The following is a 25,651-nucleotide window of genomic DNA, read 5'->3' as shown; positions in this document are numbered from 1 at the left end:
CGGCGGAGCAGAAGGAAATTCTGGAAGTCGATGGGCCGCATCTGCTGGGGGAATACAGAAGCGACTGGGTGTTTCGTTCGTGTGACGCGGACCGGCCCGAATCGTGGGCCGGTCCGCGTCACGAGAGGGCGGTTCAGCGCGTCGTCGGCGGGCCCTCGCCGTCGGTGGCGGGCGCGTCCCGTCGCTCGGCGGTGTGGCCCGTACCACTCGCCGTCGCGGGCTTCGTCTCGAGTCGCCGTTCGGGTGGGGCCTGCGAGGCTTTCGCGGCGGCAGCCGTCTCGGCGTCGATGATCTGGATCTCTACCGTGCTGAGGGTGAACGGTTCGCCGCCGTGCTCGTCGACGCCCTTCGCGACGCTCTCGTCGAGCAGGTGCTGTGCGAGGTCGCGGCGGATCACGAGCGGGTCCTTCGACAGGTCGCGCCACAGGGCGACGCACAGGAGCAGCATGATGACGACGAACGGGACGGCGGACACGATCGTGATGTTCTTGAGGCCGTTGAGCGCCTCGGAGGGATCGTCGCCGCCCGCGAGCAGCATGACCGCGGCGACCGCTCCCGTCGCGACGCCCCAGAAGACGATGAGGCCGCGTTTCGGCTCCTCGGAGCCGCCCTCGCTGAGCGCGCCCATGACGATCGAGGCCGAGTCGGCGCCCGTCACGAAGAAGATCGCGATGAGGATCGCCGTGAGGACGGTCAGGGCGAACACGAACCAGTCCGGGAACGACAGCTCGCCGAGCAGCGTGAACAGCACGGAGTCGAAGTCGAGTGTCGGCTCGCCGTCGACGATCGAGGTGAGCTGCGAGGTCGTGTCGGCGGCGGCCGCCGCGCGCTGCTGGATCCCGATCGCGCCCCCGCCGAAGATCGTGAACCAGAGCGTCGAGACGATCGAGGGGACGAACAGCACGCCGGTCACGAACTGCCGGATCGTGCGTCCGCGGGAGATGCGGGCGATGAAGAGGCCGACGAAGGGCGTCCACGAGATCCACCACGCCCAATAGAAGACGGTCCAGCTCGACATCCACTCGGCCATGGCGTCGCCGCCCGCGACGGCCGTGCGCGACGCCATCGTCGGCAGCTGGCCCACGAACGACCCGATCGCGTCGGGGAGCACGTTGAGGATGAACAGGGTCGGGCCGCCGAGGAACACGATGACGGCGAGCACGACGGCGAGCACCATGTTGATGTTGGAGAGCCACTGGATGCCGCGCTCGATGCCGGAGACGGCGGAGGCGACGAACGCGGCCGTGAGGACGGCGATGATGATGATGAGCACGGGCGTCGTCACGGCGGCGAGGCCGGTCGACGTGATGCTCCCGCCGATCTGCAGCGCGCCGAGGCCGAGCGAGCACGCGGAGCCGAAGAGGGTCGCGAGGATCGCGAGGACGTTGATGACGCGCCCGCCGGCGCCGTTCACGACGCGTGCACCGAAGAGCGACGTGAACATGGAGGAGAACAGTTGCGTGCGGCCGAGCCGGTAGGTGCCGTACGCCATGCCGAGCCCGACGATCGCGTACATGGCCCACGGGAACAGGGTCCAGTGGAACAGTGTCTGTCCCATCGCGACGCCGATCGCGGCCGGGCTCTGCGCCTCGACCGTGCCGGGCGGCGGCGAGATGTAGAAGAAGAGGGGTTCGGCGACGCCGTAGAAGACGAGGCCGATGCCCATTCCCGTGGCGAACATCATCGAGATCCACGAGACCGTGCGGTACTGCGGGCCCTCGTCGTCACGACCGAGCGGGATGCGTCCGAAGCGGCCGAGTGCGACGACGATGACGAACACGGTGAACACGGTCGCGGCGATGACGAACAGCCACCCGAGCGTGTCCATGGTCCAGCCGAGGGCGCCGGAGGCGACCTCGCCGAGGCCTGCAGGGCTCACGAACCCCCACACGACGAACGCGATCGCGATGACGCCGGCGGCGCCGAAGACGATCCAGTCGATCTTCGGTCGTCCGGGGGCCTCGCGGTCCCGCGCGGCGGGGCTCGTGAGCTTGGATAAGAGGCTCTTCGTGGTGTCGGCTGCATGCATGGCGGCACGCATCTCCTTCGGGAGGGTCGGTCTGGTGTCGGTCGGTCGGATGCTGCGGGGAGGGGGTGTGGTGTCGCGTGTCGGTCCGGTCCGCGGGTGGTCGGTCCGCGGGCACGGGGATCGGGGCGTCGGTCGGTCAGTCGGCGAGCTGTGTCACGAGCCACTCGTGGAACAGCGAGATGTGGTGTTCGGCCGGCACGAGTGCGCCGCCGTGGTCGTAGATGCGGGAGCTCATGGCGGGCTGCGTCTTCTCGCACGCGTCGAAGTCCTGCAGGTTGACCCGGTCGAACAGCTCGACCGACTTCGACACGTCGATCCCGGCGTCGACGACCTCCGGCAGGAACAGCCAGTCGCATTCGACGTAGGTCGAGTGTTCGGTCGTGGGGAACATCCGGTGGATGATGACGTGGTCGGGCACCATGTTGATGAACACGTTCGGGCGCACCGTGATCGCGAAGTAGCGTCGGTCCTGGTTCGGGTCGATGAGCGGCAGCTCGGTGACGCCCGCCGATCCGTCGACCGTGAATCCCTCGATCTCGTCCCCGAAGTGGGCGCCCTCGCCGACGTTCGTCTGCGCCGCCCACCCCTCGGCGAACTCGGGGATCACCTCGGTCAGCTCGGGGTGGATCGTGGCGCAGTGGTAGCACTCCATGAAGTTCTCGATGATGAGCTTCCAGTTCGCCTTCACCTCGTAGGCGATGCGCTTGGCGATCTTGAGGTCCTCGACGCGGTACTTGTCGAGGCTCTCGACGTTGCCGAGGCGGTCGACGACCTCGGCGAGCACGGTCTCTTCGAACGACGGCGGCTCCTCGGCCGTGCACACCCAGACGTAGCCGAGCCACTCGCGCACGTGCACCTTGCGCAGGCCGTAGTCCTCGCGGTCGATGTCGGGCATGCGCGTGAGGTTCGGGGCCGCGATGAGCTTGCCGTCGAGGTCGTAGGTCCAGGCGTGGTAGCCGCACTGGAAGTTGCGGCGCGTCCCCTCGTCCTCCGTGCACACGCGCATGCCGCGGTGGCGACAGACGTTGAAGAACGCGCTCACCTCCTTCCGTCGGTTGCGCGAGACGATGAGCTGTTCGCGGCCGACCTGGACGAGCTTGTAGGCGCCGGGCGTCGGGATGTCGCTCTCGTGGAGCACGCAGAACCAGGAGCGTTCGAAGATGCGGACCTGCTCGGCGTGGAAGATCGCGGGGTCGGTGTAGTAGTTGCCCGAGAGCGTGGGCATGAGGGAGCCGGGGAGTGGCTGGTCGAGCTGCTCGATGATCATGGCTGGGCCTTTCCGTGCGGTTCGTGGAGCGGGTCGTTCGACGGGATGGAGCGGTCGTTCGACGGGATGGAGCGGTCGTTCGACGGGATGGAGCGGTCGTCGTGGTTCCGGGGCCGGCGTGCTCGGCTCGGATCGGTGGGGATCGGTGGGTGGATGTCGGTCGGCGGACGGCGGGTCGGCGTGTGCCCGGTGGTCCGCGCCGCTGGTGGCGTCGTCCGCGGCCCGTGAGCCGGGTCGAGGGAGGAGATCGCCGGGGACCTGCGAGGTGTTCGCGTGGTCGTGGGTGTCCCGGTGGGGTGGATCGCCGTGTCCGGGGCGGCCCCGGCACCGCGGGCCGGTGCGGTGCAGTGCAGTGTGTGTATGTGGGGCTGGCCCGCCGGGGCAGCCGTCGCCCGGCCGACGTCGTCGTCGGCCGGGCCATGGTCAGACCGGTTCCGGGCTGCCCGCGACGAGCGGGGGGAGGCGGTTGAGCTTGCGCCAGCGGGTGATCGCTCGCGCCTGGCCGATGCCGAGCACGGCGACCTCCGCCCCGAGGCGGTCGCGGTAAACGAGGAGCGGGTCGCCCCCCTCGACGGATCCGGCCTCGAGCGTCGCGATCTCGTCGCCGCGGAGTCGGCCGGCGAACTGCAGGCGCGTCCCGTGCTGGTCGCTCCACAGATAGGGCTGTTCGGTGTGGGCGGGCGTGTGGCCCGGCGCGAGGAGGTCGAGGGCGATGTGTTGCGCCTGCTGCTGCGCGAGCGTCCAGTGCGCGCACGGGTCACCGGCCCATGCGGCGCAGTCGCCCGCGGCGCGGATGCCGGGGGCGGCGCGGCCGGACGTGTCGCACACGATCGCGCGGCGGGGGCTCAGTTCGAGGCCGCTGCCGTCGAGCCAGCCGGTGTTGGGGAACGAACCGATACCGGCGACGACGACGGTGCCGGGCACGAGCGTGTCGTCGGTGAGTCGCACGCCGAGCGGTGTGCCCGCCGCGTCCTCCTCGACGCGCGCGACGCGGCCGCCCGTGACGAATCGGATGCCGCGTCGCTCGTGGAGGAGGCGGATCGCCCGGCTCGCCTCGGGCCCGAATCTGGCGAGTGGTTCGGGGTCCGAGGTGATGACGGTCACGGCCGCCGCGCCGAGCGTGAGCGCGGTGGCGGCCACTTCGAGGCCGACGAACCCGCCGCCCGCGACGACGACCGTCGCACCGGGCACGAGCGCACCGCGCAGACCGTCGGCGTGTTCGATCGTGCCGAGCACGTGTGCGGCCGAGACCGATGCGGCGCCGCACGGTCCGGCGAGTGGGACGGGCGTGCTGCCCGTCGCGATCACGATCTCGTCGGCGTCGAGCGACGTACCGTCGTCGAGCGAGAGCGTGCGGGAACCGATGTCGAGTCCGACGGCCGCGCGGCCGAGCACCCACTCGGCGTCGAGCGGGTCGTCGTCGGCGTCGAACATGAGGCTCGCGTGGTCCTGTTCGCCCGCGAGGTATCCCTTGCTGAGCGGGGTCCGGTCGTAGGGGCGGTGGTGTTCCGAGCCGATCACGACGATGCGGCCCGTGTGTCCGCGGTCCCGCAGGGTGCGCGCGACGGTGTAGCCGGCGAGACCGCCGCCGACGATCGCGACGGTGTCCATCAGAACACCGCCCCGGGAGGGAGGTTCGGCGTCGCGGTGGAGAGTTCGACGAAGACCTCGCCGTCGACGACCTCGCTGCGGTGCACGCGGACGGGGAGTTTCGCGGGTGGTGAGTCGGCCTCGCCCGTCGTGAGCGAGAAGCGACTCGTGTGGAGCGGACACTCGACGCAGCCGTCTTCGACCCAGCCCTCGGCGAGGGAGGCGTTCTGGTGTGTGCAGGTGTCGTCGATGACGTGGACGTCGTGGTCGGCGGTGAGGAAGACGGCGACGGGCGGGGTGACGGATTCGACCCTGAATCCCTCGTCCTCGGTCAGGTCGCTCAGTGAGCAGATACGCAGCATCCGGCTGTCCCTTGTTCGAGATTTGTTGCGTATTACGCACCTATGGTCGTAATAAACAACAGCATGCGATCTCGGCGAGATTCCGTCAAGCGTTCGCGCGCACATCGAGCGAGGAATTTTCGTCCCCGAAACACGAGTCCTCTGACGGAACGTGCAGACCGTCGTTCGAGCTGGTGCCGGGCGTCCGTGTCGGAACCGGCAGGGGCCACCCTCGGCACCGGATCGATCGCGACGCGTCGGGCGCCGCGGGGTCAGCGCGTCGCGCCGAGGCGTGCGCTGAGGCGCTGGGCGTGCCGCACGAGCACGTCCGCGAATGCCGGGAACTCGCTCTCGGGCATGCGGAAGCTCGGTGCCGTGACCGCGAGGGCGGCGACGACGCGCCCCGAGAGATCGCGCACGGGCACCGCGACGGCGTTCATCTCGAGCTCCCACTCCTGCACCGCCGAGGACCAGCCGCGTTCGCGCACCGCGTCGAGTTGCGCGACGAGTGCGTCGGCGTCCGTGATCGTGTTCGCCGTGAACGACGTCAGTTCGCCCGCGAGCACCGTCCGGAGTTCGGCGGGGTCGTGGGCGAGCAGCACCTTGCCCGTCGACGTCGCATGCAGCGGCGACTGCTGCCCGACGTACTGCTGCGAGACCGACACGAAGCGATTGCCCGTCGTCTGGGTGACGTTCACGGCGATGCCCTGTGTGAGGATCGCGACGTTGCTCGTCTCGTTCACCTCGGCCGTCGCGGCGTCGCACGTCGCCTGGGCCTCCTTCGCGAGGTCGGTGCGGCTCGCGACCTGTTGGGAGAGCCGCAGCACGCCGAAGGCGAGCCGGTAGGTGCCGCGGTGCGATTCCTGCTCGACGTAGTCGTGTGCCTCGAGGGTGGCGAGCAGCCGGAACGCGGTCGAACGATGGACGTCGAGCTCGCGCGAGATCTCCGAGACGCCGAGCGAGTCGGAGGTCGACAGGAGGGCGAGGATGCGGAGTGCCCGATCGACCGACTGGACCGTCCCGTCCTGCCCGCCCTGATCCGCCATCCGACCATCATACGGGCGGTCATCGGCCGTTTCCCGTCAGCAGCGGCCCACCGCAGGACGCGCCGAGCGGCCGCGGCTCAGGCCGGTCGGTCCCGCCCGGTGAGGACCGCGTGGCACCGGCGGATCCGCTCGCGCCACCACGTGTCGCGCTCGCGGGGTACCGCGTGGCGTGCGAGCAGCTCCGGGTCGGGTGCCACGGCCCTGAGGGCGATGCTCCCGGCGCGGGGCACGAGCGGTCGCGGCACGACCTCGGCGGCGAACAGCGAGACCGTCCCGAGGCCGGCGTCGAAGCCGCCGCGCGGGGCACCGGCCCGTTCCGTGTCGGGTGCGATGAGCGCCGCGAGTCGGGCGCCCTGGACGATACCGACGGACGAGTCGAGCGCGCTCGAGACGGTCGCCGGAAGGCCTGCCTCCCGCACGAGTTCGGCGGCGCGTCGCACGCCGCCGAGTGGTTGCGCCTTGACGACGAGCAGGTCGGCCGCCTCGGCCCGCACGACCGCGAGCGGGTCGGCGGCCTTGCGGACCGATTCGTCGGCGGCGATGCGCACGGGCGTCCCCGATCGCTGCAACCGTCGTCGGAGCGCGGCGAGGTCGTCGAGTGTCGCGACGGGCTGTTCGGCGTACTCGAGTCCGAACGGAGCGAGGGCGTCGATCGCCCGTTCGGCGTCGGTGAGCGACCAGCCGCCGTTCGCGTCCACCCGGAGGCGCGCGTCGGGGCCGAGCACGTCGCGGACCGCGCCGACGCGCGCGACGTCGTCCGCGAGGGACTGCCCGCGCTCGGCGACCTTGACCTTCACGGTGCGGCAGCCGTCGTAGCGTGCGAGCACGGCCGGGACCTCGTCGCGGTCGACGGCGGGCACGGTCGCGTTGACCCGGACGGTTCCCGTGGTCGGCACGGGCGACGGCAGCTCGGCGGCCTCGATCGCGGCGGCGAGCCACGTCGCGGCCTCCTCGTCGCCGTACTCCGTGAAGGGCGAGAACTCCGCCCACCCCGCGCGGCCGTCGACGAGCGCGACCTCCCGGTGCTCGACGCCGCGGAACCGCGTGTTGAGGGGGAGGGAGACCACGTGGACGCGCTCCAGGAGATCCTCGATCGGTGGCAGCGGGGCACGGGTGGGAGCGTTCTCGTGGGGAGGCGTCACGCGTCGATCATCCCACCGCGCGTCGCGCTCGAGGCGGGCGCCCGGGAGCGCGCGCGTCGAGCTGCGGTCGTGCGCGCGCTAAGCTGAGCGGGCGCCGCGTCCGTCGGTGCGAACACGCCTATGACGCTCATCGACTCCCTCCCGGAACCCCTCCGACGCTTCCTCTCCGACGACGGAACGCCCGAGGGGCGCTCGCGGCGACCCGAGTTCCGGCACGGCACGGTGCTCCCGCTGCAGTGGTTCGCGGTCCTCTTCAATCCGGCGCAGTGGCGGGTCGGGCACTGGGCACTGTTCGGCGCGTTCCTCACAGCGCTCGCCGACCTCATCGCGGTGTTCTACATCGCCAATCTCTTCGGCCTCGACGTCAAGGTCGAGATGGAGCTCTGGATCCTCATCGCGGGCATCCTCGGTTTCGCGACGATCATGACCGCCATCTGGGCGATCTGGCGGCGATCGGCTCGTCGCATCGCGGTCTTCGCGCTCGTCCTCGGTTTCGGGTTCGGCGCCGTGCCCGCGTGGCTCGTGGGCAACACCATCCTGCAGCTCATCGTGCACGGCGGGACGCTGCCGCCCTCCGCGCCCGCCTGGTAGCGCTGCGGCCGACGCGCCGGGAGCCGCGATAGCGTGGTCGGTATGAGCGACGAGCGCGTGTCCGAACTGTTCGACCCCGCCGAATGGCGGCCCGTGCCGGGGTTCGAGGCGCTCGACGACATCACCTACCACCACGACGTGTCCGGGCGCATCGCCCGCGTCGCGTTCGATCGTCCCGAGGTGCGCAACGCGTTCCGGCCGCACACGGTCGACGAGCTCGCACGTGCGCTCGACGACGCGCGCACGAACCCACGCATCGGCGTGGTGCTCCTGACGGGCAACGGGCCGAGCCCGAAGGACGGCGGCCGCGCGTTCTGCTCGGGTGGCGATCAACGCATCCGCGGCCGTGACGGCTACCGCTACGCGGACGGTGAGACGGGCGACACGGTCGACCGAGCCCGTTCGGGCCGACTCCACATCCTCGAGGTGCAGCGGCTCATCCGGTTCATGCCGAAGGTCGTCATCGCGGTCGTGAACGGCTGGGCGGCGGGCGGCGGCCACTCGCTGCACGTCGTGTGCGATCTGTCGATCGCCTCGCGCGAGCACGCGCGCTTCAAGCAGACCGATGCCGACGTCGGCTCGTTCGACGCCGGGTACGGGTCGGCGTACTTCGCGAAGCAGGTCGGGCAGAAGTTCGCCCGCGAGGTGTTCTTCCTCGCCGAGGAGTACTCGGCGCAGCGCGCCTACGAGATGGGCACCGTGAATCGCGTCGTGCCGCACGAGGAGCTCGAGGCCGAGGCGCTGCGCATGGCGCGGACCGTCCTCACGAAGTCGCCGACCGCGATCCGCATGCTCAAGTTCGCGTTCAACGCGGTCGACGACGGCCTCGTCGGACAGCAGGTGTTCGCGGGTGAGGCGACACGGCTCGCGTACGGCACCGACGAGGCGGTCGAGGGGCGCGATTCGTTCCTCGAGAAGCGCGAACCGGATTGGGCGCCGTTCCCGTGGCACTACTGATCCCGACACCGAGGACGACGGCCGAACGGGGGAGCCGGTCGTGAGCGGCGCGGACCGCCCGCTCGTCGAGGTGCCGGCCGACGACCCCGCGGCGCTCCTGCGAGCGCTGTCACGTGCGCTCGACGGAACCGGCCCGGCCGTCCTCCCTCGCGGCCCGCACGCCCCCGGCGGCGGGCCGCCCCTGCCGGACGTGCTCGACCGCGAATGGTCCGCCGATGCGTGCCTCGTCATCGAGACGAGCGGATCGACCGCGACGCCCAAGCGCGTCGTGCTCGAGGCCTCGGCCCTCCGTGCCTCGGCGCGCGCGACCGAGCGGCGCCTCGACGAGCTGTTCGGGCGGCGCCCCGGCGACGACGTCGATCGACAGTGGTTGCTCGCGCTCCCGGCCGAGTACGTCGCGGGCACGCAGGTGCTCGTCCGTTCGCTCATCGCGGGCACGGAGCCGGTCGTGAGCGCGGTGGGCGGATTCGATGCGCACCGTTTCGCCGCCGACGCCGCGCGGCTCGAGGGCGAGCGTCGCTACACCTCGCTCGTCCCCGCCCAGCTCATCCGGCTGCTCGACGCCGCCGAGGCCGAGGACGATGCGGGTGGTGAGGTCGCCGCACACGTGGAGCGATTCGACGGGATCCTCGTCGGCGGCCAGGCGACACCACCCGCCGTTCGGGAGCGGGCCCGTGCGCTCGGTTGGCGTGTCGTCGCGACCTACGGCGCGAGCGAGACGAGCGGCGGCTGCGTCTACGACGGGGTCCCCCTCGACGGGATCGACGCGCGTGCCGAGGACGGCGAGGTCCTGCTCGCGGGGCGTGTGCTCGCGGCCGGCTACCTCGGCGACCGGGAGCGGAGCGACCGCGCGTTCGTCGTCGATCCGGCAGGCCGCCGCTGGTACCGGACGGGCGACGCGGGCGAGGTGCTTTCGCGCGACGTCGACGATCCGGCGTGGGCGGCCGCGCGGGTCCGCGTGACGGGGCGGCTCGACAACGTCATCGTCTCGGGCGGCGAGAAGGTACTGCTCGATCGCGTCGAACGGGCGGTGCGCGGCGTCCGCGGATTCGAGCAGGCCGTCGTCGTCGCCGCGCCGTCGGTCGAGTGGGGTGCCGTTCCGGTCGTGGTCGCGGAACGCGACGCGCTCGGCGATGCGGGCTGCCCCGAGCCCGTGTCGACGGGGCACACGCTCGACGAGGTCGCCGCCGATGCGCTCCGCGAGTGGCCGGTGTGGCAGGAGCTGCGCACCGTGTGCGGTGAGATCGGCCGCGCCGCGAGGCCAGTCCACCTCTTCGTGGGTGACGGCCTGCCCGCCCTGCGCAGCTCGAAGCCCGACCGGCTCGAGCTCGAACGGCTCGTGGAGCGGGCCCTCCGGCGCTGAGCTCGTCGACTCGCGTGCGGCGACGGGCACCCGGCCACCTACAATCGGTCCGTGGCCAAGAAGCAGAAGACCGCGAACCGTTCCGGCGCCGCCAAGCGCAGCGGCACCGCCCCCAAGGGGCGCCCCACGCCGTCGCGGCAGTCCTCTTCGTCGAGCGAGCGGGCGCGTCGCAACAATCCGACGCAGCGTCCGCGGCGGGCCGACGAGGATCGCGCCCGTCTCGGACTCCGGGACTGGATCGGTGGCGCCCGGCTGCGCACCCTCCCGCTCGCGATCGCTCCCGTCGTGCTCGGCACGGCGGGTGCCATGTCCGAGAGCCTGCAGGGCGAGTACCACTGGGCGCGTGCGCTCGCGTGCCTCGCCGTCGCGCTGTGCCTGCAGATCGGCGTGAACTTCGCGAACGACTACTCGGACGGCATCCGCGGCACCGACCGGTACCGGGTCGGTCCCGCGCGTCTCACGGCCTCGGGGCTCGTCGAGCCGAAGGTCGTGCGGAACGTCGCGTTCCTCTTCTTCTTCCTCGCCGCCGCCGCGGGCGTGTTCCTCGCGTGGCGGACCGAGCAGTGGTGGCTGCTCGCGGTCGGTGCCGCCGCCGTGCTCGCGGCGTGGTTCTACACGGGCGGGAAGCGACCGTACGGGTACTACGGGCTCGGTGAGGTCTTCGTCTTCGTCTTCTTCGGCCTCGTCGCGACGGCGGGCACGATGTACGTGCAGGTCCTCCAGGTCTCGAACAACGGCTGGGTGCTCTCGGTCGCCGCGGGGCTGTTCGCGTGCGCCGTGCTCATGGTCAACAACATCCGCGACATCGACCAGGACCGCCGCGCCGGCAAGCGCACGCTCGCGGCGCTCATCGGGCCGGTCGCCTCGCGCGTGCTGTTCGCGATCTTCGCGCTCGCGCCCTACGTCGCCGTGTTCATGTTCGTGCTGCTCTATCGCAACGCGATCTACGCGTTCTTCTCGCTCATGCTCGTCGGGCCGGCCGTGCTCATCACGTCGACGTCGTACAAGCCCAAGGACCTCGTGCTCGCGCTCCTGCTCACGAGCCTCGGCGCGCTCGCGTTCGCGGTGCTGCTCGGCCTCGCGATCGCATTCTCGCCGTACGCGCCCGTGACCCCGACGACCTACTGACCGTTCCGGCATCGAATCGACCGACATCCGGCCGGACCCGGTCACGCGCAGCGGCCGAGCCGGCGGTGATCGGCGGATGTAGTCGTCAGCGCGTCGCGTCGTCGCCGCGCGTCCGGGCGTCGGACGGACTCGGTTCGTCCGACGTGTGGTCGTCGATCGGTTCGGCCACGTCGTCGATCGATCCGTTCTCGTCGCCGATCGTCTCGTCGTCGGGTGTGGTGGCCACCTCGGCGGTCGTGTGGTCGCCGGCCGGGGTCGCCGCGTCGTCGGTCGCGTCGTCGTCGGGCGTTTGGTTCTCGTCGCCCGTCGCGGCGTCGTCAGGCGTTTCGGCCTCGTCGAGCGTGCGGTCCTCGTCGCGCTCGTCGTCACTGCGCGTGTCGCGCCGTCCGCGCATCTCGGCGATGTCGTCCGCGATGCGATCGCGTTGCGGCTTCAGGAAGATGTACGAGACGCAGAGGCCGATGACGGTGCCCGCGAGCGCGCCCACGACCCAGGCGTACGGCCACGACGGCAGGGCGACGACGACGGCGACGAAGGGAATCGCGAACGCGAGGACCCGGACGACGACGTACAGCAACCAGGCCCGCTTGTGCTCCATCCCACCAGTCTACGAGCGGGTCACCTCACGATTCGGTTGCTGCGGAGACGAAGTGCAGGTGCCACACGCCTGGCTCCCCTACCATTGGTGGACTTCGTCGCACCCCAGCAGACACGAAGGGCCTGACTACCGAAACGGGACACCATGAGCCGCATCATCATCGCCGCAGTCGTCATCGCCGTCGTCGTGACGGTGTATGCGGTGATCGACTGCGCCATGTCCGACGCGTCCCGTGCACGTGTGCTCAAGAAGTCGACGTGGCTGTTCGTGATCCTGCTCGTCCCGATCGTGGGGCCGGTGCTGTGGATCCTCGTCGGTCAGGGGCGCGTCCTCAAGGCCGAGCCGGAGGCGGCGCCGGCCGCGCCGGACGACGACGAGACGTTCCTGCGTTCGATCGGGATCGACGACGGACACGACGAGACCATCCGCCGCCTCGAGGAGGAGCTGCGTGCCCTCGACGACGAGGCGGCGCGCGACGGCCGTCGTCCGGGTGACGACGTGGCGCCGAAGGCGGCCGACGAGGCGGCGCGTTCGGACGGTGACGACGCCGAGGACGACGACGACCCGCACGGCCCGCCCGCGGGTGGCCACCACACGCCGGGGCAACGCCCCGATCACGACGACGGGACGGGTGGCGCCGGCGGCGCGACGCGTGCCTGAGCGGGCACGGCCCGTTCCCGCGACCGCGTTCACCGTCGAGTTCCTGACGGCCGCCGTCCGCGGTGGGCTGACCGACATCGTGGTGTGCCCGGGGTCCCGCTCGCAGGCGCTCGCGCTCGTCGCCGCCGAGCTCGAGCGGGTGGGGGCGATCCGGCTCCACGTCCGCATCGACGAGCGCTCGGCGGGATTCTTCGCGCTCGGGCTCGCGCTCGAGACAGGGCGTGCGACCGCGGTCGTGACGACGTCCGGGACGGCCGTCGCGAACCTGCACCCGGCGATGCTCGAGGCCTTCCACGCGGGCGTGCCGCTCGTCGCGGTGACGGCCGATCGGCCGCCCGAGCTGCTCGGTGTCGGTGCGAACCAGGCGACCGTGCAGCCGGGTGTCTTCGGTTCGCGCATCGCGTGCGTCGACGTCGCACCGCCCTCGGGGGAGCCGGCTGAGGGTGCCTCCGCGCGCGAGCTCGGGCTCCGCGTCGCCCGCGCGTCGGAACCCCTCCACGTCAACATCGCCTTCCGCGATCCGCTCGGGTCGGCCGTGCCGGAGCTCGGCGGGCTCCTCCCGGTCCTCGACGAGGAACGGCGAGCGGTCCCCGAGCCGGCGGCCGCCGCGCGGACGCCGAGCGTGCGGCGCATCGACCCCGCGGACGGCGTCCCGACGCTCGTCGTCGCGGGGGCGGGTGCGGGGGCCGATGCGGAGCGGATCGCGTTCGAGGGCGGCTGGCCGCTCGTCGCCGAGCCGTCGAGCGGCGCGCGCTTCGGGCGCAACCTCGTCGTCGGCGTCGACGAGTTGCTCGGCGACGCCTCCCCGATCGCGCCCCTGCGCGACGCGATCGCGCGCGTGCTCGTGTTCGGCCATCCGACGCTCACGCGCGTCGTCCCCGCGCTCCTGCAGCGTGACGGGGTCGAGGCGATCGGGGTGGGTTCGTCGGGTGGTGAGGACTACTCGCCGGGTCACTCGATCGTCGAGCGGGTCGACCGCATCGAGATCGTGCCCCCGGAGCGGTCGCGGGACGCCGATCCCGTGATCGGTGCGGACGGGCTCGACGTCCGCGGGCGATTGCGCGGGTGGGTCGTCGCGAGTCGACGCCTGCTCGCGGAGCATTCGTCCGATCCGGCAGCGCCCGATCTCGCGGCGCGCGGCTCGACCGAGCACGCGGTCCGCAGCAGGTTCGCGCGCCAGGAGCTCGCGGTGGCGCGGGGGCGTGTCGATCGAGACGTGCTCGTCGACGCCGTCTGGCGTGCGATGTGGCCGCACGATCGTCTCGTGCTCGGCGCCTCCAGCCTCATCCGGGTGCTCGACGGGCGGGCGCCGGGCAAGCCCATCAGGGTGTTCGCGAATCGCGGGCTCGCGGGCATCGACGGCACGATCGCGACGGGGCTCGGGGTCGCGACGGCGAGTCAGCGGTCGGACGAGGCGGCGAGCGCGGCGGGCGTCACGCGCATCCTGCTCGGCGATCTCACGCTCCTGCACGACGCCTCGTCACTCCTCGTCGGTCAGGGCGGCGAGGTCCCGCCGCGTGTGCAGGTCATCGTGGGGGACGATCGCGGCGGTTCGATCTTCGAGGGGCTCGAGGTCGCCGGGATCGCACCGCCGGACGCCTTCGAGCGCGTGCAGCGGACGCCGCAGGAGGTCGATCTCGCGTCGCTCGCTGCCGCCTACGGGTGGGCGTACGTGCGGGCGGAGACGCGCTCCGCGCTCGAGGGTGCGCTCACGTCGCACGAGGCCGATCGGGTGATCGTGCACGTGCCGCTGCCGCGCGACTGATCGGGAGGGCGCGCCGCGACGCGCCGGGCGCGCGTGGTGTGTCGTCGCGGGGGAGCGCGGGGCTACGCTCGGCGCATGCCGCACTTCACGAAGGACATGGCGGAGGTTCTGCGCGTCGGCGAGACGTTCCGCCTCTCGGACATCGACCCCTCCTCGACCCCCGGGTTCGACGGCACGAAGAAGGACGCCGCGAAGATCTTCGACGATCACGACGCCGAGATCGCCGAGCTGCAGGAGCGAATGTACGCGAACGCGCGCGCCGACGAGCCCGGGACGCCGTCGATCCTGCTCGTGCTGCAGGGGATGGACACCTCGGGCAAGGGCGGCATCATCCGCCACGTCGTCGGTGGCGTCGACCCGCAGGGCGTGCGCATCGCGTCGTTCAAGGCGCCGACGGACGAGGAGCGCGCGCACGACTTCCTGTGGCGCATCGAGAAGCAGGTGCCGCCGCGCGGCATCATCGGGGTGTTCGACCGGTCCCACTACGAGGACGTGCTGATCCAGCGCGTCCGTTCGTTCGCTCCGCCGGAGGAGATCGAGCGCAGGTACGGGGCCATCACCGAGTTCGAGGAGCAGCTCGCGTCGGCTGGGACCCACGTCGTCAAGGTCATGCTGCACATCTCGAAGGAGGAGCAGGGCGAGCGCCTCGCGGAGCGGCTCGACCGGCCCGACAAGTACTGGAAGTACAACCCGGGCGACGTCGACGAGCGTGAGCTGTGGCCGGCCTACCAGGAGGCGTACGACATCGCGCTGCGGCGCACGTCCACGACGTCCGCGCCCTGGTACTGCGTGCCGGCGAACCGCAAGTGGTACGCGCGCCTCGTCGTGAAGGGGCTCCTGCTCGACACGCTGCGCTCGCTCGACCTGGGCTGGCCCCCGGCGAAGTTCGACGTGGAGGAGGAGCGTCGCCGCCTGGCGGCGAGCTGACTGCTCCGGGCCCGACCCCGGCCGAGCCGACAGCAGACCCCGCTGCGGTCACCACGCCCGGATCGGCGTGCGGCGGTCACCGCGCCGCGGTGCCGCTGCTGCGATCACGTGCGGTGCCGGTACTGCGGTGCCGTTGCTGCGGTCACGTGCGGTGCCGGTGCTGCGGTCACGGTGCTGCGCATCCCCGCCGCGCGAGCGGACCGAGGTCGTGCCGGAGCCGGAGCCTGATCCGCGACGCAAGAAGCCGGGTTGTTGCTACCGGGCCCCGGGCCCGGTAGCAACAACCCGGCTTTTTGCGCAGCGCGGCGGGGCGTCAGCCTGGCGCGTCAGCCTGGCGCGTCAGCCTGGCGCGTCAGCCTGGCGCGTCAGCCTGGGGTGTCAGCGCGGAGCGAACGCCTCGACGATCGGACGGAATTTCAGTTCCGTCTCGTCGTACTCGTCGGACGCGTCGGATTCCCCCACGATGCCGCCCCCCGCGAACGCCGTCACGGTCCCGTCGGGACGCACCTCCGCCGAGCGGAGCGCGATCGCCCACTCGCCGTCGCCGTTCGCGCCGACCCAACCGACGGGTCCCGCATAGCGTCGTCGGTCGAACGGTTCGAGCCGATCGATCGCGTCGACCGCGAGCGGGGTCGGCGTGCCGCCGACGGCGGCCGTCGGGTGCAGGGCGCCGACGAGATCGAGCACGCCCAGACCGGGTGGCAGGGTGCCGCGGATGTCGCTCGCGAGGTGCCACACGTTGGGGAGCGCGAGGGTGAACGGCTCCCGGCTCGAGGTCAGTCCGGAGCCGGGGTCGTCCTGGGCGTCGAGGCGCGCGAGCGACGCGAGCGCACTGTCGACCGCGTAGCGGTGCTCGCGTCGGTTCTTCGCGCTGTCGAGGAGTGCGTGCTCGAGGTGCGCGTCCTCGTCCGCGTCGGCCCCTCGCGGTGACGTGCCCGCGAGGACGCGCGCGGCGACCTGCCGACCGAGGGATCGGACGAGCGTCTCGGGGCTCGCGCCCGTCATGCCGTCGATCGCGAAGGTCCAGCACTCGGGGTAGGCGGCCTCGAGTCGGGCGATCGCGGTGCGCCGGTCGGCGTCCACGGGGATCCTGCCCACGAGGTCACGGGCGAGGACGATCTTCGACAGCTCACCGGACCGGATGAGCGCGATCGCCTCCTCGACGGCGCGGCGGTGCGCGTCCGGGGTCATGCGGCCGTCGACGAACGCGGTCGACGCGTCCGTGCCCGTCGCGGTGCGCTGCGGGAGCTGCGGAACGGGCTCCGAACCGTCCGCCGTCACGGCCGTGAGGAATCCGCGTCCGCCGCGACGTCCGACGACGGTCGCGGGCACCTCGAGCACGCTCGGCGCCCGCGATCTGCCGGAGAAGGCGATGGCGCCGAGCGCGACGAGACCCGAGCCGATGAGGCCGGCCTCGTCGTCGACCTCGGCGCGCGCGGTGAGCGCGTTCCACGCGCGCGTCGCGGTGGCGATGCGCTCGGGGCCGTGGGATTCGCCCCGCCACGCGGTACCGAGACCGACGAGCCCTTCGCCGCGCCGCGACCAGACGGTCGGCGATGCGGGATCGGCGCGGGTGAGCAGCGCTCCTGGGTCGTCGATCTCGACGGTTCGCGCGCGCAGGCGGATCGGATCGGGGCGCGACATGCTCCGAGGGTATCGCCCGGCCGGGCCGCAGCCGTCCGGACGGACGGTGGGCGTGTGGCGCGTACGTGACCGTCACGACGCGTCCCACGTGCGTGTGCGGTGACCGTGGCGGCGGCGTCGGGACGGTCACCCGTGGGACAGCCGCTGATCGGCCGGGCGACAGACCCCGCGGCCGCCCGCCCGCGTAGGATGTGCGATGTGACGAAAGCCGACCTTGAGAAGCGCCCGAGCCAGGTGTCCGCGATGTTTGACCGCGTGTCGACCCACTACGACCGCACGAACGACGTCCTGAGCCTCGGTGCCGCCCCCCTCTGGCGTCGACAGACGCGGCTCGCGGTCAAGGCGCGGCCGGGCGAGCGCGTGCTCGACGTCGCTGCGGGGACGGGCACGATGTCGGCCCTGTTCGCGGAGGACGGCGCGAAGGTCACCGCGCTCGACTTCTCACACGGCATGCTCGAGGAGGGCGTGCGTCGTCACGGCGGCGACGCCGGGATCACGTTCGTGCACGGTGACGCGACGCAGCTGCCCTTCGAGGACGGCACCTTCGACGCGACGACGATCAGCTTCGGGCTGCGCAACGTGCAGCAGCCGAAGCTCGCGCTCGCCGAGATGCGGCGCGTGACGAAGCCGGGTGGTCGCATCGTCGTGAGCGAGTTCTCGACCGTCACGAACCCGGTTGTGCGTGTGGGCTACGACGTCTACATGGCCACGCTCATGCCGCTCGTGGTGCGGCTCGTGTCGTCCGACCCCGAGGCCTACGAGTACCTCCACGAGACCATCCAGGCATGGCCCGATCAGCCGACGCTCGCCGCCTGGCTCCGCGGTGCCGGGTTCGAGCGCGTGAAGTACCGGAACCTCTCGTCGGGGATCGCGGCGCTGCACAAGGGCTTCGTGCCCACTGGGGCATGACCCCGGTCGACGGTTCAGATCCCGGCGCGGTGCCGGGACACCCACAGCCACATCAGGAGACGATGCGCGTGAAGCAGCCCAGCACCGAACAGCGCCGCCCGTCACGCGGCATCGTTCGATCCGGGGTGGCCGGTTCCCTGTTCCAGGGGCCCGACGAGACCGAGCTGCGGGAGTCCATCGAACACGGGCTCGAACGGGTCGAGGAGCTGCTGCACCGCGAGGTGCACTTCGCGGACGAGGTCGCCGACGTCGTGACCTCGCACCTCATGATCGCGGGCGGCAAGCGCATGCGCCCCATGCTCACGCTGCTGACCTCGCACACGGGGCCGAACCCCGTCTCCGACGACGCGATCACGGCGGCCGCGGCGGTGGAGATCACGCACCTCGCGTCGCTCTACCACGACGACGTCATGGACGAGGCGGATCTGCGCCGCGGCGTCACGGCGGCCCACCTCAATTGGGGCAACTCCATCGCGATCCTCGCGGGCGATCTGCTGTTCGCCCGCTCGAGCCTCATCTTCACCGAGCTCGGTCCCGTCTACATCCGGCTCCAGTCCCGCACGTTCGAGCGCCTCGTGCTCGGGCAGATGCGTGAGACGGTCGGGCCGCGCGAGGGGGAGGACCGCGTCGAGCACTACGTCCAGGTGCTCGCCGACAAGACCGGCTCGCTCATCGCGGCCGCCGCGCAGTTCGGCGGCATGGCCTCCGGCGCGGACGACGAGGTCGTCGCGGCGCTCGCCGCGTACGGCGAGGCGATCGGCGTGGCGTTCCAGATCGCGGACGACGTGATCGACCTCTCGGCCGACCGCGAGGCGACGGGCAAGGTCGCCGGGACGGACCTCCGGGCGGGTGTCGAGACCCTCCCCGTGCTGTTGCTCGAGCGTCGCGCCGACGAGGATCCCGCCGCGGCCGAGCTGCTGGAGCGCATCCGGACCCGTGTCGCGGGAGCGGACGCGGAGGACCCGCAGGTCGCGGCGATCGTCGCGGAACTCCGGGCGCACGACGTGACCAGGGCCACGACCGACGAGGCCTCCGCATGGGTGGATCGCGCGATCGCCGCGCTCGCCCCGCTTCCCGACGGCGCAGTGACCGATGCGCTCATCCGTTTCGCGGGCGACGTCGTCGCCCGCGACCGCTGAGCCGCCGGCACCCCGCCGCGCGAACACGATCCAGGAGGACCCATGACGAAGCTGCGCCTTGCCATCATCGGAGCAGGCCCGGCGGGCACGTACGCCGCCGACATCCTGTTGAAGGCGGAGCGCTCGTTCGACGTGTCGATCGATCTGTTCGATCGGCTGCCCGCCCCGTACGGACTCGTCCGATACGGTGTCGCCCCCGATCACCCCCGTATCAAGGGCATCATCCGCGCGCTGCGCGAGGTGCTCGACTCGGGCGACATCCGGGTGTTCGGCAACGTCGACATCGGCACCGATCTCACGCTCGACGATCTGCGTCGGCACTACCACGCCGTCATCTTCGCGACGGGCGCCATCCGTGACGCTCCGCTCGACATCCCGGGGATCGAGGCGGCGGGCAGCTACGGTGCGGCGGACTTCGTGAACTGGTACGACGGGCACCCCGACGCGCCGCGGACCTGGCCGCTCGAGGCCGAGTCGATCGCGGTCGTCGGGAACGGGAACGTCGCCCTCGACATCGCGCGCGTGCTCGCCAAGCATGCGGACAACATGTTGCCGACCGAGATCCCCGCGAACGTGTACGAGGGGTTGAAGGCGAACCCCGTGACCGACGTGCACGTGTTCGGTCGTCGGGGGCCGCACCAGGTGAAGTTCACGCCGCTCGAGCTGCGCGAGCTGGGCGAGGTGCCGGACGTCGACGTGCTCGTCGACGAGGCCGACTTCGATCGCGATCCGTCGGCGGCGGACGAGGCGAAGGCCAACAAGCAGCTCATGGTCATCGACCGCATCTTCGGCACGTGGCGAAAGCGTGCCGAGGCAGGGGAGAACACCGCGTCCCGGCGCATCCACCTGCACTTCTACTCGCGACCCGACGAGGTGCTGACGGAGGACGGTCGCGTGAGCGCATTGCGCATCGAGCGCACCGAGCCGGTCGGTTCGGGTGGCGTCGAGGGGACGGGGGAGTTCCGTGACGTCCCGGTGCAGGCCGTGTACCGCGCGGTCGGGTACTTCGGTTCGCCGCTCGCGGGCGTGCCGTTCGACGAGCTTCGGGGCGTCATCCGCAACGAGGGCGGACGTGTCGTCGACGAGCACGGTGAGCAGGTGCACGGGTTGTACGCGACGGGGTGGATCAAGCGTGGGCCGGTCGGGCTCATCGGGCACACGAAGTCGGATGCGATGGAGACGGTGCAGCATCTGGTCGCCGACGAGTCGACGTGGTGGACTCCCGAGGAGCCCGACGAGGCGTCCGTCGTCGAGCTGCTGCGCGCCCGCGGGGTCGAGTGGACCGATCTCGACGGGTGGCACCGCCTCGATGCGCACGAGATCGGTCTCGGGCAGCCCGAGGGGCGGGAGCGGATCAAGGTCGTCGATCGGAGCGAGATGGTCCGCGTCTCCCGCGCGAACTCGGGCGACTCGGGGTTTCAGGGATGATGTTATGGCGTGGGGAGTTCTCCCCATACGCAGTGACGGCACGGGTGTCATAGGCTCAACTCACGCGCAGAGAGCGTAACCGAGTGCGAAGCTCAGGACTTCACACTCCACTCGCTTCAGCCGGCGGCAGGGGCCGCGCCAATTCAAAGGTCTGTCGCGACCTTGGCGTGTTTCTGGGGGAGCTCCGCCGCCGGCTGAACCATTCTCGGGGCCTGATTCCACGTGTGGATTCCGGCCCCGCTCGTGCGTTCGTGGGCTGTGGACAATCGGATTCCGGCGTCAGCGCGGCCATACCATAAGGTGTGGTGGGGTACTGCCCCGTCTTTGGCTAGTGCGTTTGCGCAGCGATCGCTTCCGAGGCGGGTTTCGGGCCGTTCGCCGTGCGACGAGGGGGAGGTCTCCGGTGGGCGATGTGGAGTCGCGCAGGGCGCGTGCGATCCTTCGGCTGCGCAAGCGTCAGTCGTCGGTCGTGTCGGCATTGCTCGGTGACTTCGCGTCGACCGGTGCTGCCCCGACGTCCCGCGTCGGGTGGTTCGTTGATCCCGAGGGTGAGGATCACGCCGTCCAGCGGCTCGTCGTGGAGCTGCCGCCCCGAGCGGGGCAGTTCGACCCCAACGAGGTCGACGCGGCGGTCGTTGCGGTGTTCGAGGACGACGTGTCGATCGATCGTCGCGCGAAGTCGGACGGCGGCCTGCGCGTCGATGTGCGGCTCCCATCGTGCGCACTGCACTCCGTCACGCTGCTGCACGGGGGCAGGGTGTTGCAGATCACGAGCTTCAGCGGCGCACTCGCGCCGTCGGATGAACTCGTGGAGGAGACGCTCGGGGCGCCACCCGAGCGCTGCGGTGGTTCGGGGGAGGGCGACCCGCGGGAGGATGCGCGCGTGCGCGCCCTCGACGACGAGGACGAGGTGCTCGGCCCGGACTACGGCTACGTGTTGCGCTTCGGGCGCGGCACGGTTCGTCGCTGACGTCGTCTCAGGCGCTCACTGGATCACGCTCGTGAGGCGAGCGACGTTGTCGACGGCCCGGCCGAGCAGTGGCCGATCGAGCCATTCCGCGAGCGTGAGTTCGCGCGAGCGCTGCCGGTAGCCGTTCTCGATCTCGCGCACACGGTCGACGAACGTGGAACCGTGCACGAGGAGCATGAGCTCCGCATTGAGGGTGAACGACCGCATGTCCATGTTGCTCGAACCGATGAGGGTGACGGCGTCGTCGATCGTGCAGTGCTTCGAGTGGAGGATGTAGGGCGCCCGATACAGCCAGATGCGCACGCCCGCGCGCAGGAGGGCCTCGTAATACGAGCGCTGCGCGTGGTAGACGAAGAACTGGTCGCCGATCTCGCCGACGAACAGTTCGACCTCGACGCCGCGCTGCACGGCCGTCGTGATCGCGTAGAGCAGCGAGTCGTCGGGCACGAAGTAGGGGCTCGCGATGACGATGCGCTTCTCGGCGGAGTAGAACGCCTGGTTGAAGAGGCGGAGGTTGTTCTCGTTCTCGTAGCCGGGACCGGAGGGGACGAGCTGGCACGCGTAGCCCTCGCTGCGGTCGCCGGCGGCCCGTACCCATTCGGGTGCCGACGGTTCGAGGAGTTCGCCCGTCTCACCGAACCAGTCGGAGATGAAGACGGCGTTCGCCCCGGCGGCCATGGGCCCCTCGATGCGAAGCGACAGGTCCTTCCACTGCAGTTTCGATCCGCGTTTGTGGTAGTCGCGGGCGATGAGGTTCTGCGAGCCCATGTATGCGACGCGTCCGTCGATCGCGACGATCTTCCGGTGGTTGCGGAGGTCGATGCGTTGGATGCCACCCTGCCAGGGCCAGATGGAGAGTGTCGGGTGCCACTCGCAGCCGATCTCACGCAGGCGTTGCTTCATGCGGCGGTAGCCGCGGTAGCGGAAGGAGCCGATGTGGTCGTAGAGCACCCGGACGGTGACGCCGCGGCGGGCGGCACGTTCGAGGGCATCGAAGAACGGGGCGGTGATCTCGTCGTACGACATCGCGTAGAAGAGGACGTGGATCGTCTCGGTCGCGGTGTCGAGCTCGTCGGCGATCGTGCGGATCGTGCGGTTGTAGCTCGAGTGCAGTTCGAGGCGGTTGTCCTCGGCGAGCGGGATCGCGGTCAGGTTGCGGTTGAGGCGCACGAGCTGTCCGAACCACGCGGGGTCGTCGAGCGACATGTGCGACTCGTCGATCTCCGCGGTCGCTTCGCGCACGATATCGTCGACCTGGGCCTGCATGCGTCGCCGGCGCGTCGGCAGCTGGTTGGTGCCGAACAGATAGAAGAGGACGAGCCCGAGCCCGGGCATGAGATAGACCGCGAACAGCCATGCGAGCGCGGTCGTCGGACGGCGGTTGTTCGGGACCGTGACGATCGCGATGAGGATGATCGCGGCGCCGATCCCGTAGACGGCGATCGACACCCATCCCTGGGCGTCGAAGAACCACGAGACGGGGTCGATCACGGCCGTGGGGGTCGGAGCCGGGTCAGCGGAAGTTGACGAACTGGAGGTCGATGTCGACGTCGGCCGACTTCAGGAGGCGCATGGTCTCCTGGAGGTCGTCGCGGCTCTTCGACTGGACACGCAGCTCGTCACCCTGGATCTGGCTCTTGACCGACTTCGGGGCCTCGTCCCGGATGAGCTTCGAGAGCTTCTTCGCGTTCGCCTGGTCGATGCCCTCCTTGAGCGACGACTCGATGCGGTACTCCTTGCCGGACGCGAACGGCTCACCCGAGTCGAGGGTCTTGAGCGAGAAGCCGCGCTTGATGAGCTTGGTCTGCAGGACGTCGAGGACGGCCTTGACGCGTTCCTCGGACGAGGCCTTGAGGAGGATCTTCTCGCCGGACCACTCGACCGAGGCGCCCGTGCCCTTGAAGTCGTATCGCTGGTCGATCTCCTTCCGGGTCTGGTTGACGGCGTTCTCCGCTTCCATGTGGTCGACCTTGCTCACGACATCGAACGTTGCATCTGCCATGGCCCGATCGTACCGGGGCGGCGTGTCGGGGGTGTGGTGGCTCGCGCGGTGCCGGAGTCGGAACGCGTACCGCCCGCGACAGGCCGTGCGCATCCGATTTCGCGATTCCGCGTCCGGCCCGGTAGGCTCGTCGCTGCACGTTCGCGCCCTGGCGCCTGCATGCGGCGAGTTACCCTAGCGGCCAAAGGGATCTGACTGTAAATCAGACGGCTCAGCCTTCGGGGGTTCGAATCCCTCACTCGCCACCGCCACGAGGGCCCCGGCACGATCCGATCACGGATCGCCGGGGCCCTCGAACGCGTTCGTGACCAATGGTGTCCGTGGCCCGCGGGATCAGTCCTGTGCACATGCGCAACTCGTGCCCCGTCTCTGCGGCGTGTCGGCGACGAGTGTGAGAATTCCCTGATAATCCTCCGAATTCGTCCGCGCGCCGCTGCTACGGTCAATGGATATCCCGCTCGAAGGTTTTCTGGATGGAAGGAGAGGTCTCATGGGCTTCATCGCGTTTTTGCTCCTCGGACTCATCGCAGGCGCCATCGCGAAGGCGATCCTGCCCGGCAAGCAGGGTGGCGGCTGGATCGCGACGCTCCTGCTCGGGGTGGTCGGTGCACTGCTCGGTGGATGGCTCGGCGGACTGCTGTTCGGCGTCGACATCAACGAGTTCTTCAGCATCTCCACGTGGTTGCTCGCGATCGGTGGCTCGCTCATCGTCCTGCTGATCTGGGGACTCATCACCGGACGCAAGTCGAGGAGCTGACACCCGCTCGACACGACGAGGCCCGGACCGCGAACGCGGTCCGGGCCTCGTGCTCGGTGCGGCGACGACATCGACGGGACGCTGCTCCCGTCGGGGCGAGGACCGGGGCTGAGGCACGCACCACGGTCACCGTCCGACGGATCATCGCCACACGCCTCGCCCGCCCGGAATTCCGGGCGACGCGCCGTCTCGGGAGCACCGCTCGGCGATATCATCGAGGGGAACGCCCTGGTCGTGGCGCGGTCGCACCACGGGGCACGACGAGAGGAACCTCATGAAGGCAGCTCGCTACTACGGCAACCGCGACATCCGCATCGAGGACATCGATGCACCCGCGGTCGAGCCGGGCACGGTCGCGATCGACGTCGCGTGGTGCGGCATCTGCGGGACGGACCTCCACGAGTACCTCGACGGGCCGATCTTCGTGCCCGAGCACGGTCACCCGCACCCCATCTCGGGGGAGTCGGCGCCCATCACGCTCGGGCACGAGTTCTCTGGTGTCGTCGCGGAGCTCGGCGAGGGGGTCGACGACCTGCAGGTGGGCGACCACGTCGTCGTCGAGCCCTACATCATCCGGGACGACGTCGACACGGGGCCCGAGAGCCACGACTACCACCTGTCGCCCGACATGAACTTCATCGGCCTCGGTGGGCGGGGCGGCGGGCTCGCGGAGCGCATCGTCGTGAAGCGTCGCTGGGTGCACCCCGTCTCGAAGGACGTGCCGCTCGACGAGGCCGCACTCATCGAGCCGCTCTCGGTCGCGTACCACGCGGTCGAGCGCTCGGGCGTCTCGGCCGGTCAGGTCGCGCTCGTCGGCGGTGCGGGGCCGATCGGCGCCCTCACGGCCGCCGTCCTCACGGCGCTCGACGTGACGGTCATCGTCTCCGAGCTCAGCGAGTTGCGCCGCCAGCGCGTGCTCGATGCGGGTGTCGCGGCCCACGCGATCGACCCGAGCAAGGTCGATGTCGTCGAGGAGGTGCGCCGTCTGACCGATGGTCGCGGTGCGGACGTCGCGTTCGAGTGCACGAGCGTGCAGCCGGTCCTCGACACGCTCGTCGAGGCGCTGCGTCCGACGGGCGTGCTCGTGATCGTGTCGATCTGGGGCAAGCGCGCCGAGATCGACCTGCACAAGGTCGTCATGAAGGAGCTCGATGTGGGCGGCACGATCGCCTACGTGAACTCGCACCCCGCGACGATCGAACTCGTCGAGTCGGGCAAGATCGATCTGAAGCCGTTCATCACGGGCAAGATCGGTCTCGACGGACTCGTCGAGGAGGGTTTCGACACCCTCATCAACCGCAACGAGACGGCCGTGAAGATCCTCGTGTCCCCGTCGGGCGAGGGTCTCTGACGGTCCGACCCCGTCGGCGCGACCGACAGCACGACGGCGCCCTCCCC

Annotated in this window: 23 protein-coding genes and 1 tRNA gene; 14 read left to right on the top strand and 10 right to left on the bottom strand. The window is 70.7% G+C overall.

The features are described from left to right. Positions 1 to 133: 133 nt before the first annotated feature. From HNR16_RS13355 to HNR16_RS13330, 6 genes are all read right to left on the bottom strand, one after another. On the bottom strand, positions 134 to 2,029 hold the full coding sequence (locus HNR16_RS13355; protein WP_158040667.1) for a BCCT family transporter: 1,896 nt from the start codon (positions 2,027 to 2,029) through the stop codon (positions 134 to 136). Between the two features lie 136 nt (positions 2,030 to 2,165). Beyond that, entirely contained in the window at positions 2,166 to 3,296 is a 1,131-nt protein-coding gene (locus HNR16_RS13350) for an aromatic ring-hydroxylating oxygenase subunit alpha (RefSeq protein ID WP_158040668.1), read from the bottom strand. 423 nt (positions 3,297 to 3,719) lie between these two features. Further along, entirely contained in the window at positions 3,720 to 4,907 is a 1,188-nt protein-coding gene (locus tag HNR16_RS13345) for an NAD(P)/FAD-dependent oxidoreductase (protein ID WP_158040669.1), read from the bottom strand. Next, positions 4,907 to 5,248: a bifunctional 3-phenylpropionate/cinnamic acid dioxygenase ferredoxin subunit gene (locus HNR16_RS13340; RefSeq protein WP_158040670.1), complete on the bottom strand. Its 342-nt coding sequence runs from the start codon at positions 5,246 to 5,248 to the stop codon at positions 4,907 to 4,909. Before HNR16_RS13340 ends, HNR16_RS13345 begins: the two co-directional genes overlap by 1 nt. A gap of 251 nt (positions 5,249 to 5,499) precedes the next feature. Then, positions 5,500 to 6,273, bottom strand: a complete 774-nt coding sequence (locus HNR16_RS13335; protein ID WP_158040671.1) for an IclR family transcriptional regulator — start codon at positions 6,271 to 6,273, stop codon at positions 5,500 to 5,502. Positions 6,274 to 6,350: 77 nt separating this feature from the next. Beyond that, the gene (locus HNR16_RS13330) at positions 6,351 to 7,415 is read right to left on the bottom strand and encodes an o-succinylbenzoate synthase (protein ID WP_225737863.1); all 1,065 of its coding nucleotides are present in this window, start codon (positions 7,413 to 7,415) and stop codon (positions 6,351 to 6,353) included. A gap of 120 nt (positions 7,416 to 7,535) precedes the next feature. Here HNR16_RS13330 and HNR16_RS13325 point away from each other — a divergent pair, with 120 nt between their 5' ends. Genes HNR16_RS13325 through HNR16_RS13310 form a run of 4 tightly spaced genes read left to right on the top strand, consistent with a single transcriptional unit; the run spans position 7,536 to position 11,454 of the window. Continuing rightward, positions 7,536 to 8,006: a hypothetical protein gene (locus HNR16_RS13325; protein WP_158040672.1), complete on the top strand. Its 471-nt coding sequence runs from the start codon at positions 7,536 to 7,538 to the stop codon at positions 8,004 to 8,006. Positions 8,007 to 8,048: 42 nt separating this feature from the next. After that, positions 8,049 to 8,963, top strand: a complete 915-nt coding sequence (locus HNR16_RS13320) for a 1,4-dihydroxy-2-naphthoyl-CoA synthase (protein WP_158040673.1) — start codon at positions 8,049 to 8,051, stop codon at positions 8,961 to 8,963. Between the two features lie 40 nt (positions 8,964 to 9,003). Continuing rightward, complete coding sequence (locus HNR16_RS13315) at positions 9,004 to 10,326, top strand: AMP-binding protein (protein ID WP_225737864.1); 1,323 nt, start codon at positions 9,004 to 9,006, stop codon at positions 10,324 to 10,326. 51 nt (positions 10,327 to 10,377) lie between these two features. Beyond that, positions 10,378 to 11,454: a 1,4-dihydroxy-2-naphthoate polyprenyltransferase gene (locus HNR16_RS13310; RefSeq protein WP_158040674.1), complete on the top strand. Its 1,077-nt coding sequence runs from the start codon at positions 10,378 to 10,380 to the stop codon at positions 11,452 to 11,454. Positions 11,455 to 11,539: 85 nt separating this feature from the next. On the opposite strand, the gene HNR16_RS13305 is transcribed toward HNR16_RS13310, so the two are convergent. Beyond that, positions 11,540 to 12,052, bottom strand: coding sequence for a DUF4229 domain-containing protein (locus HNR16_RS13305; RefSeq protein ID WP_158040675.1), 513 nt, complete (start codon positions 12,050 to 12,052; stop codon positions 11,540 to 11,542). Positions 12,053 to 12,196: 144 nt separating this feature from the next. On the opposite strand from HNR16_RS13305, the gene HNR16_RS13300 reads away from it, so the two are divergent. From HNR16_RS13300 to HNR16_RS13290, 3 genes are all read left to right on the top strand, one after another. Beyond that, positions 12,197 to 12,712, top strand: a complete 516-nt coding sequence (locus HNR16_RS13300) for a PLD nuclease N-terminal domain-containing protein (protein ID WP_158040676.1) — start codon at positions 12,197 to 12,199, stop codon at positions 12,710 to 12,712. Further along, on the top strand, positions 12,705 to 14,477 hold the full coding sequence (locus HNR16_RS13295; protein ID WP_158040677.1) for a 2-succinyl-5-enolpyruvyl-6-hydroxy-3-cyclohexene-1-carboxylate synthase: 1,773 nt from the start codon (positions 12,705 to 12,707) through the stop codon (positions 14,475 to 14,477). The genes HNR16_RS13300 and HNR16_RS13295 overlap by 8 nt, the downstream gene beginning before the upstream one ends. 75 nt (positions 14,478 to 14,552) lie before the next feature. Next, positions 14,553 to 15,404 carry a polyphosphate kinase 2 family protein gene (locus tag HNR16_RS13290; protein WP_225737865.1) on the top strand — a complete coding sequence of 284 codons (852 nt, stop codon included), beginning with the start codon at positions 14,553 to 14,555 and terminating at the stop codon, positions 15,402 to 15,404. A 378-nt stretch (positions 15,405 to 15,782) separates the two neighbouring features. Here HNR16_RS13290 and HNR16_RS13285 read toward each other — a convergent pair whose 3' ends face one another. Then, positions 15,783 to 17,048: an isochorismate synthase gene (locus HNR16_RS13285; protein WP_158040678.1), complete on the bottom strand. Its 1,266-nt coding sequence runs from the start codon at positions 17,046 to 17,048 to the stop codon at positions 15,783 to 15,785. A gap of 189 nt (positions 17,049 to 17,237) precedes the next feature. Here HNR16_RS13285 and HNR16_RS13280 point away from each other — a divergent pair, with 189 nt between their 5' ends. The 4 genes from HNR16_RS13280 to HNR16_RS13265 all read left to right on the top strand — a co-directional run bounded on the left by HNR16_RS13280 (position 17,238) and on the right by HNR16_RS13265 (position 21,494). Continuing rightward, positions 17,238 to 17,957, top strand: coding sequence for a class I SAM-dependent methyltransferase (locus HNR16_RS13280; protein ID WP_218868695.1), 720 nt, complete (start codon positions 17,238 to 17,240; stop codon positions 17,955 to 17,957). A gap of 62 nt (positions 17,958 to 18,019) precedes the next feature. Further along, positions 18,020 to 19,096, top strand: a complete 1,077-nt coding sequence (locus HNR16_RS13275) for a polyprenyl synthetase family protein (protein ID WP_158040680.1) — start codon at positions 18,020 to 18,022, stop codon at positions 19,094 to 19,096. 42 nt (positions 19,097 to 19,138) lie between these two features. Then, positions 19,139 to 20,524 (top strand): FAD-dependent oxidoreductase, encoded by a 1,386-nt coding sequence (locus HNR16_RS13270; RefSeq protein ID WP_158040681.1) that lies wholly within the window; start codon positions 19,139 to 19,141, stop codon positions 20,522 to 20,524. A gap of 403 nt (positions 20,525 to 20,927) precedes the next feature. After that, complete coding sequence (locus HNR16_RS13265; RefSeq protein ID WP_158040682.1) at positions 20,928 to 21,494, top strand: hypothetical protein; 567 nt, start codon at positions 20,928 to 20,930, stop codon at positions 21,492 to 21,494. A gap of 15 nt (positions 21,495 to 21,509) precedes the next feature. Here HNR16_RS13265 and cls read toward each other — a convergent pair whose 3' ends face one another. After that, on the bottom strand, positions 21,510 to 22,982 hold the full coding sequence (gene cls / locus HNR16_RS13260) for a cardiolipin synthase (protein ID WP_420850450.1): 1,473 nt from the start codon (positions 22,980 to 22,982) through the stop codon (positions 21,510 to 21,512). A 25-nt stretch (positions 22,983 to 23,007) separates the two neighbouring features. Next, the gene (locus HNR16_RS13255) at positions 23,008 to 23,496 is read right to left on the bottom strand and encodes a YajQ family cyclic di-GMP-binding protein (RefSeq protein WP_158040683.1); all 489 of its coding nucleotides are present in this window, start codon (positions 23,494 to 23,496) and stop codon (positions 23,008 to 23,010) included. 163 nt (positions 23,497 to 23,659) lie between these two features. Here HNR16_RS13255 and HNR16_RS13250 point away from each other — a divergent pair. The 3 genes from HNR16_RS13250 (at position 23,660) to HNR16_RS13240 (ending at position 25,604) form a co-directional block, all read left to right on the top strand. Next, positions 23,660 to 23,741 (top strand) — tRNA-Tyr (locus HNR16_RS13250). Between the two features lie 245 nt (positions 23,742 to 23,986). Then, positions 23,987 to 24,253, top strand: a complete 267-nt coding sequence (locus tag HNR16_RS13245; RefSeq protein ID WP_158040684.1) for a GlsB/YeaQ/YmgE family stress response membrane protein — start codon at positions 23,987 to 23,989, stop codon at positions 24,251 to 24,253. A gap of 274 nt (positions 24,254 to 24,527) precedes the next feature. Continuing rightward, positions 24,528 to 25,604 carry a 2,3-butanediol dehydrogenase gene (locus HNR16_RS13240; protein ID WP_158040685.1) on the top strand — a complete coding sequence of 359 codons (1,077 nt, stop codon included), beginning with the start codon at positions 24,528 to 24,530 and terminating at the stop codon, positions 25,602 to 25,604. The last annotated feature ends 47 nt before the right edge of the window (positions 25,605 to 25,651 follow it).

The sequence above is a fragment of the Pseudoclavibacter chungangensis genome (assembly GCF_013410545.1).
In the GTDB taxonomy this organism is placed as follows: domain Bacteria; phylum Actinomycetota; class Actinomycetes; order Actinomycetales; family Microbacteriaceae; genus Pseudoclavibacter; species Pseudoclavibacter chungangensis.
The sequence above is the reverse complement of the archived record's forward strand: the minus strand, read 5'-3'. Positions and strand labels throughout refer to the sequence as shown.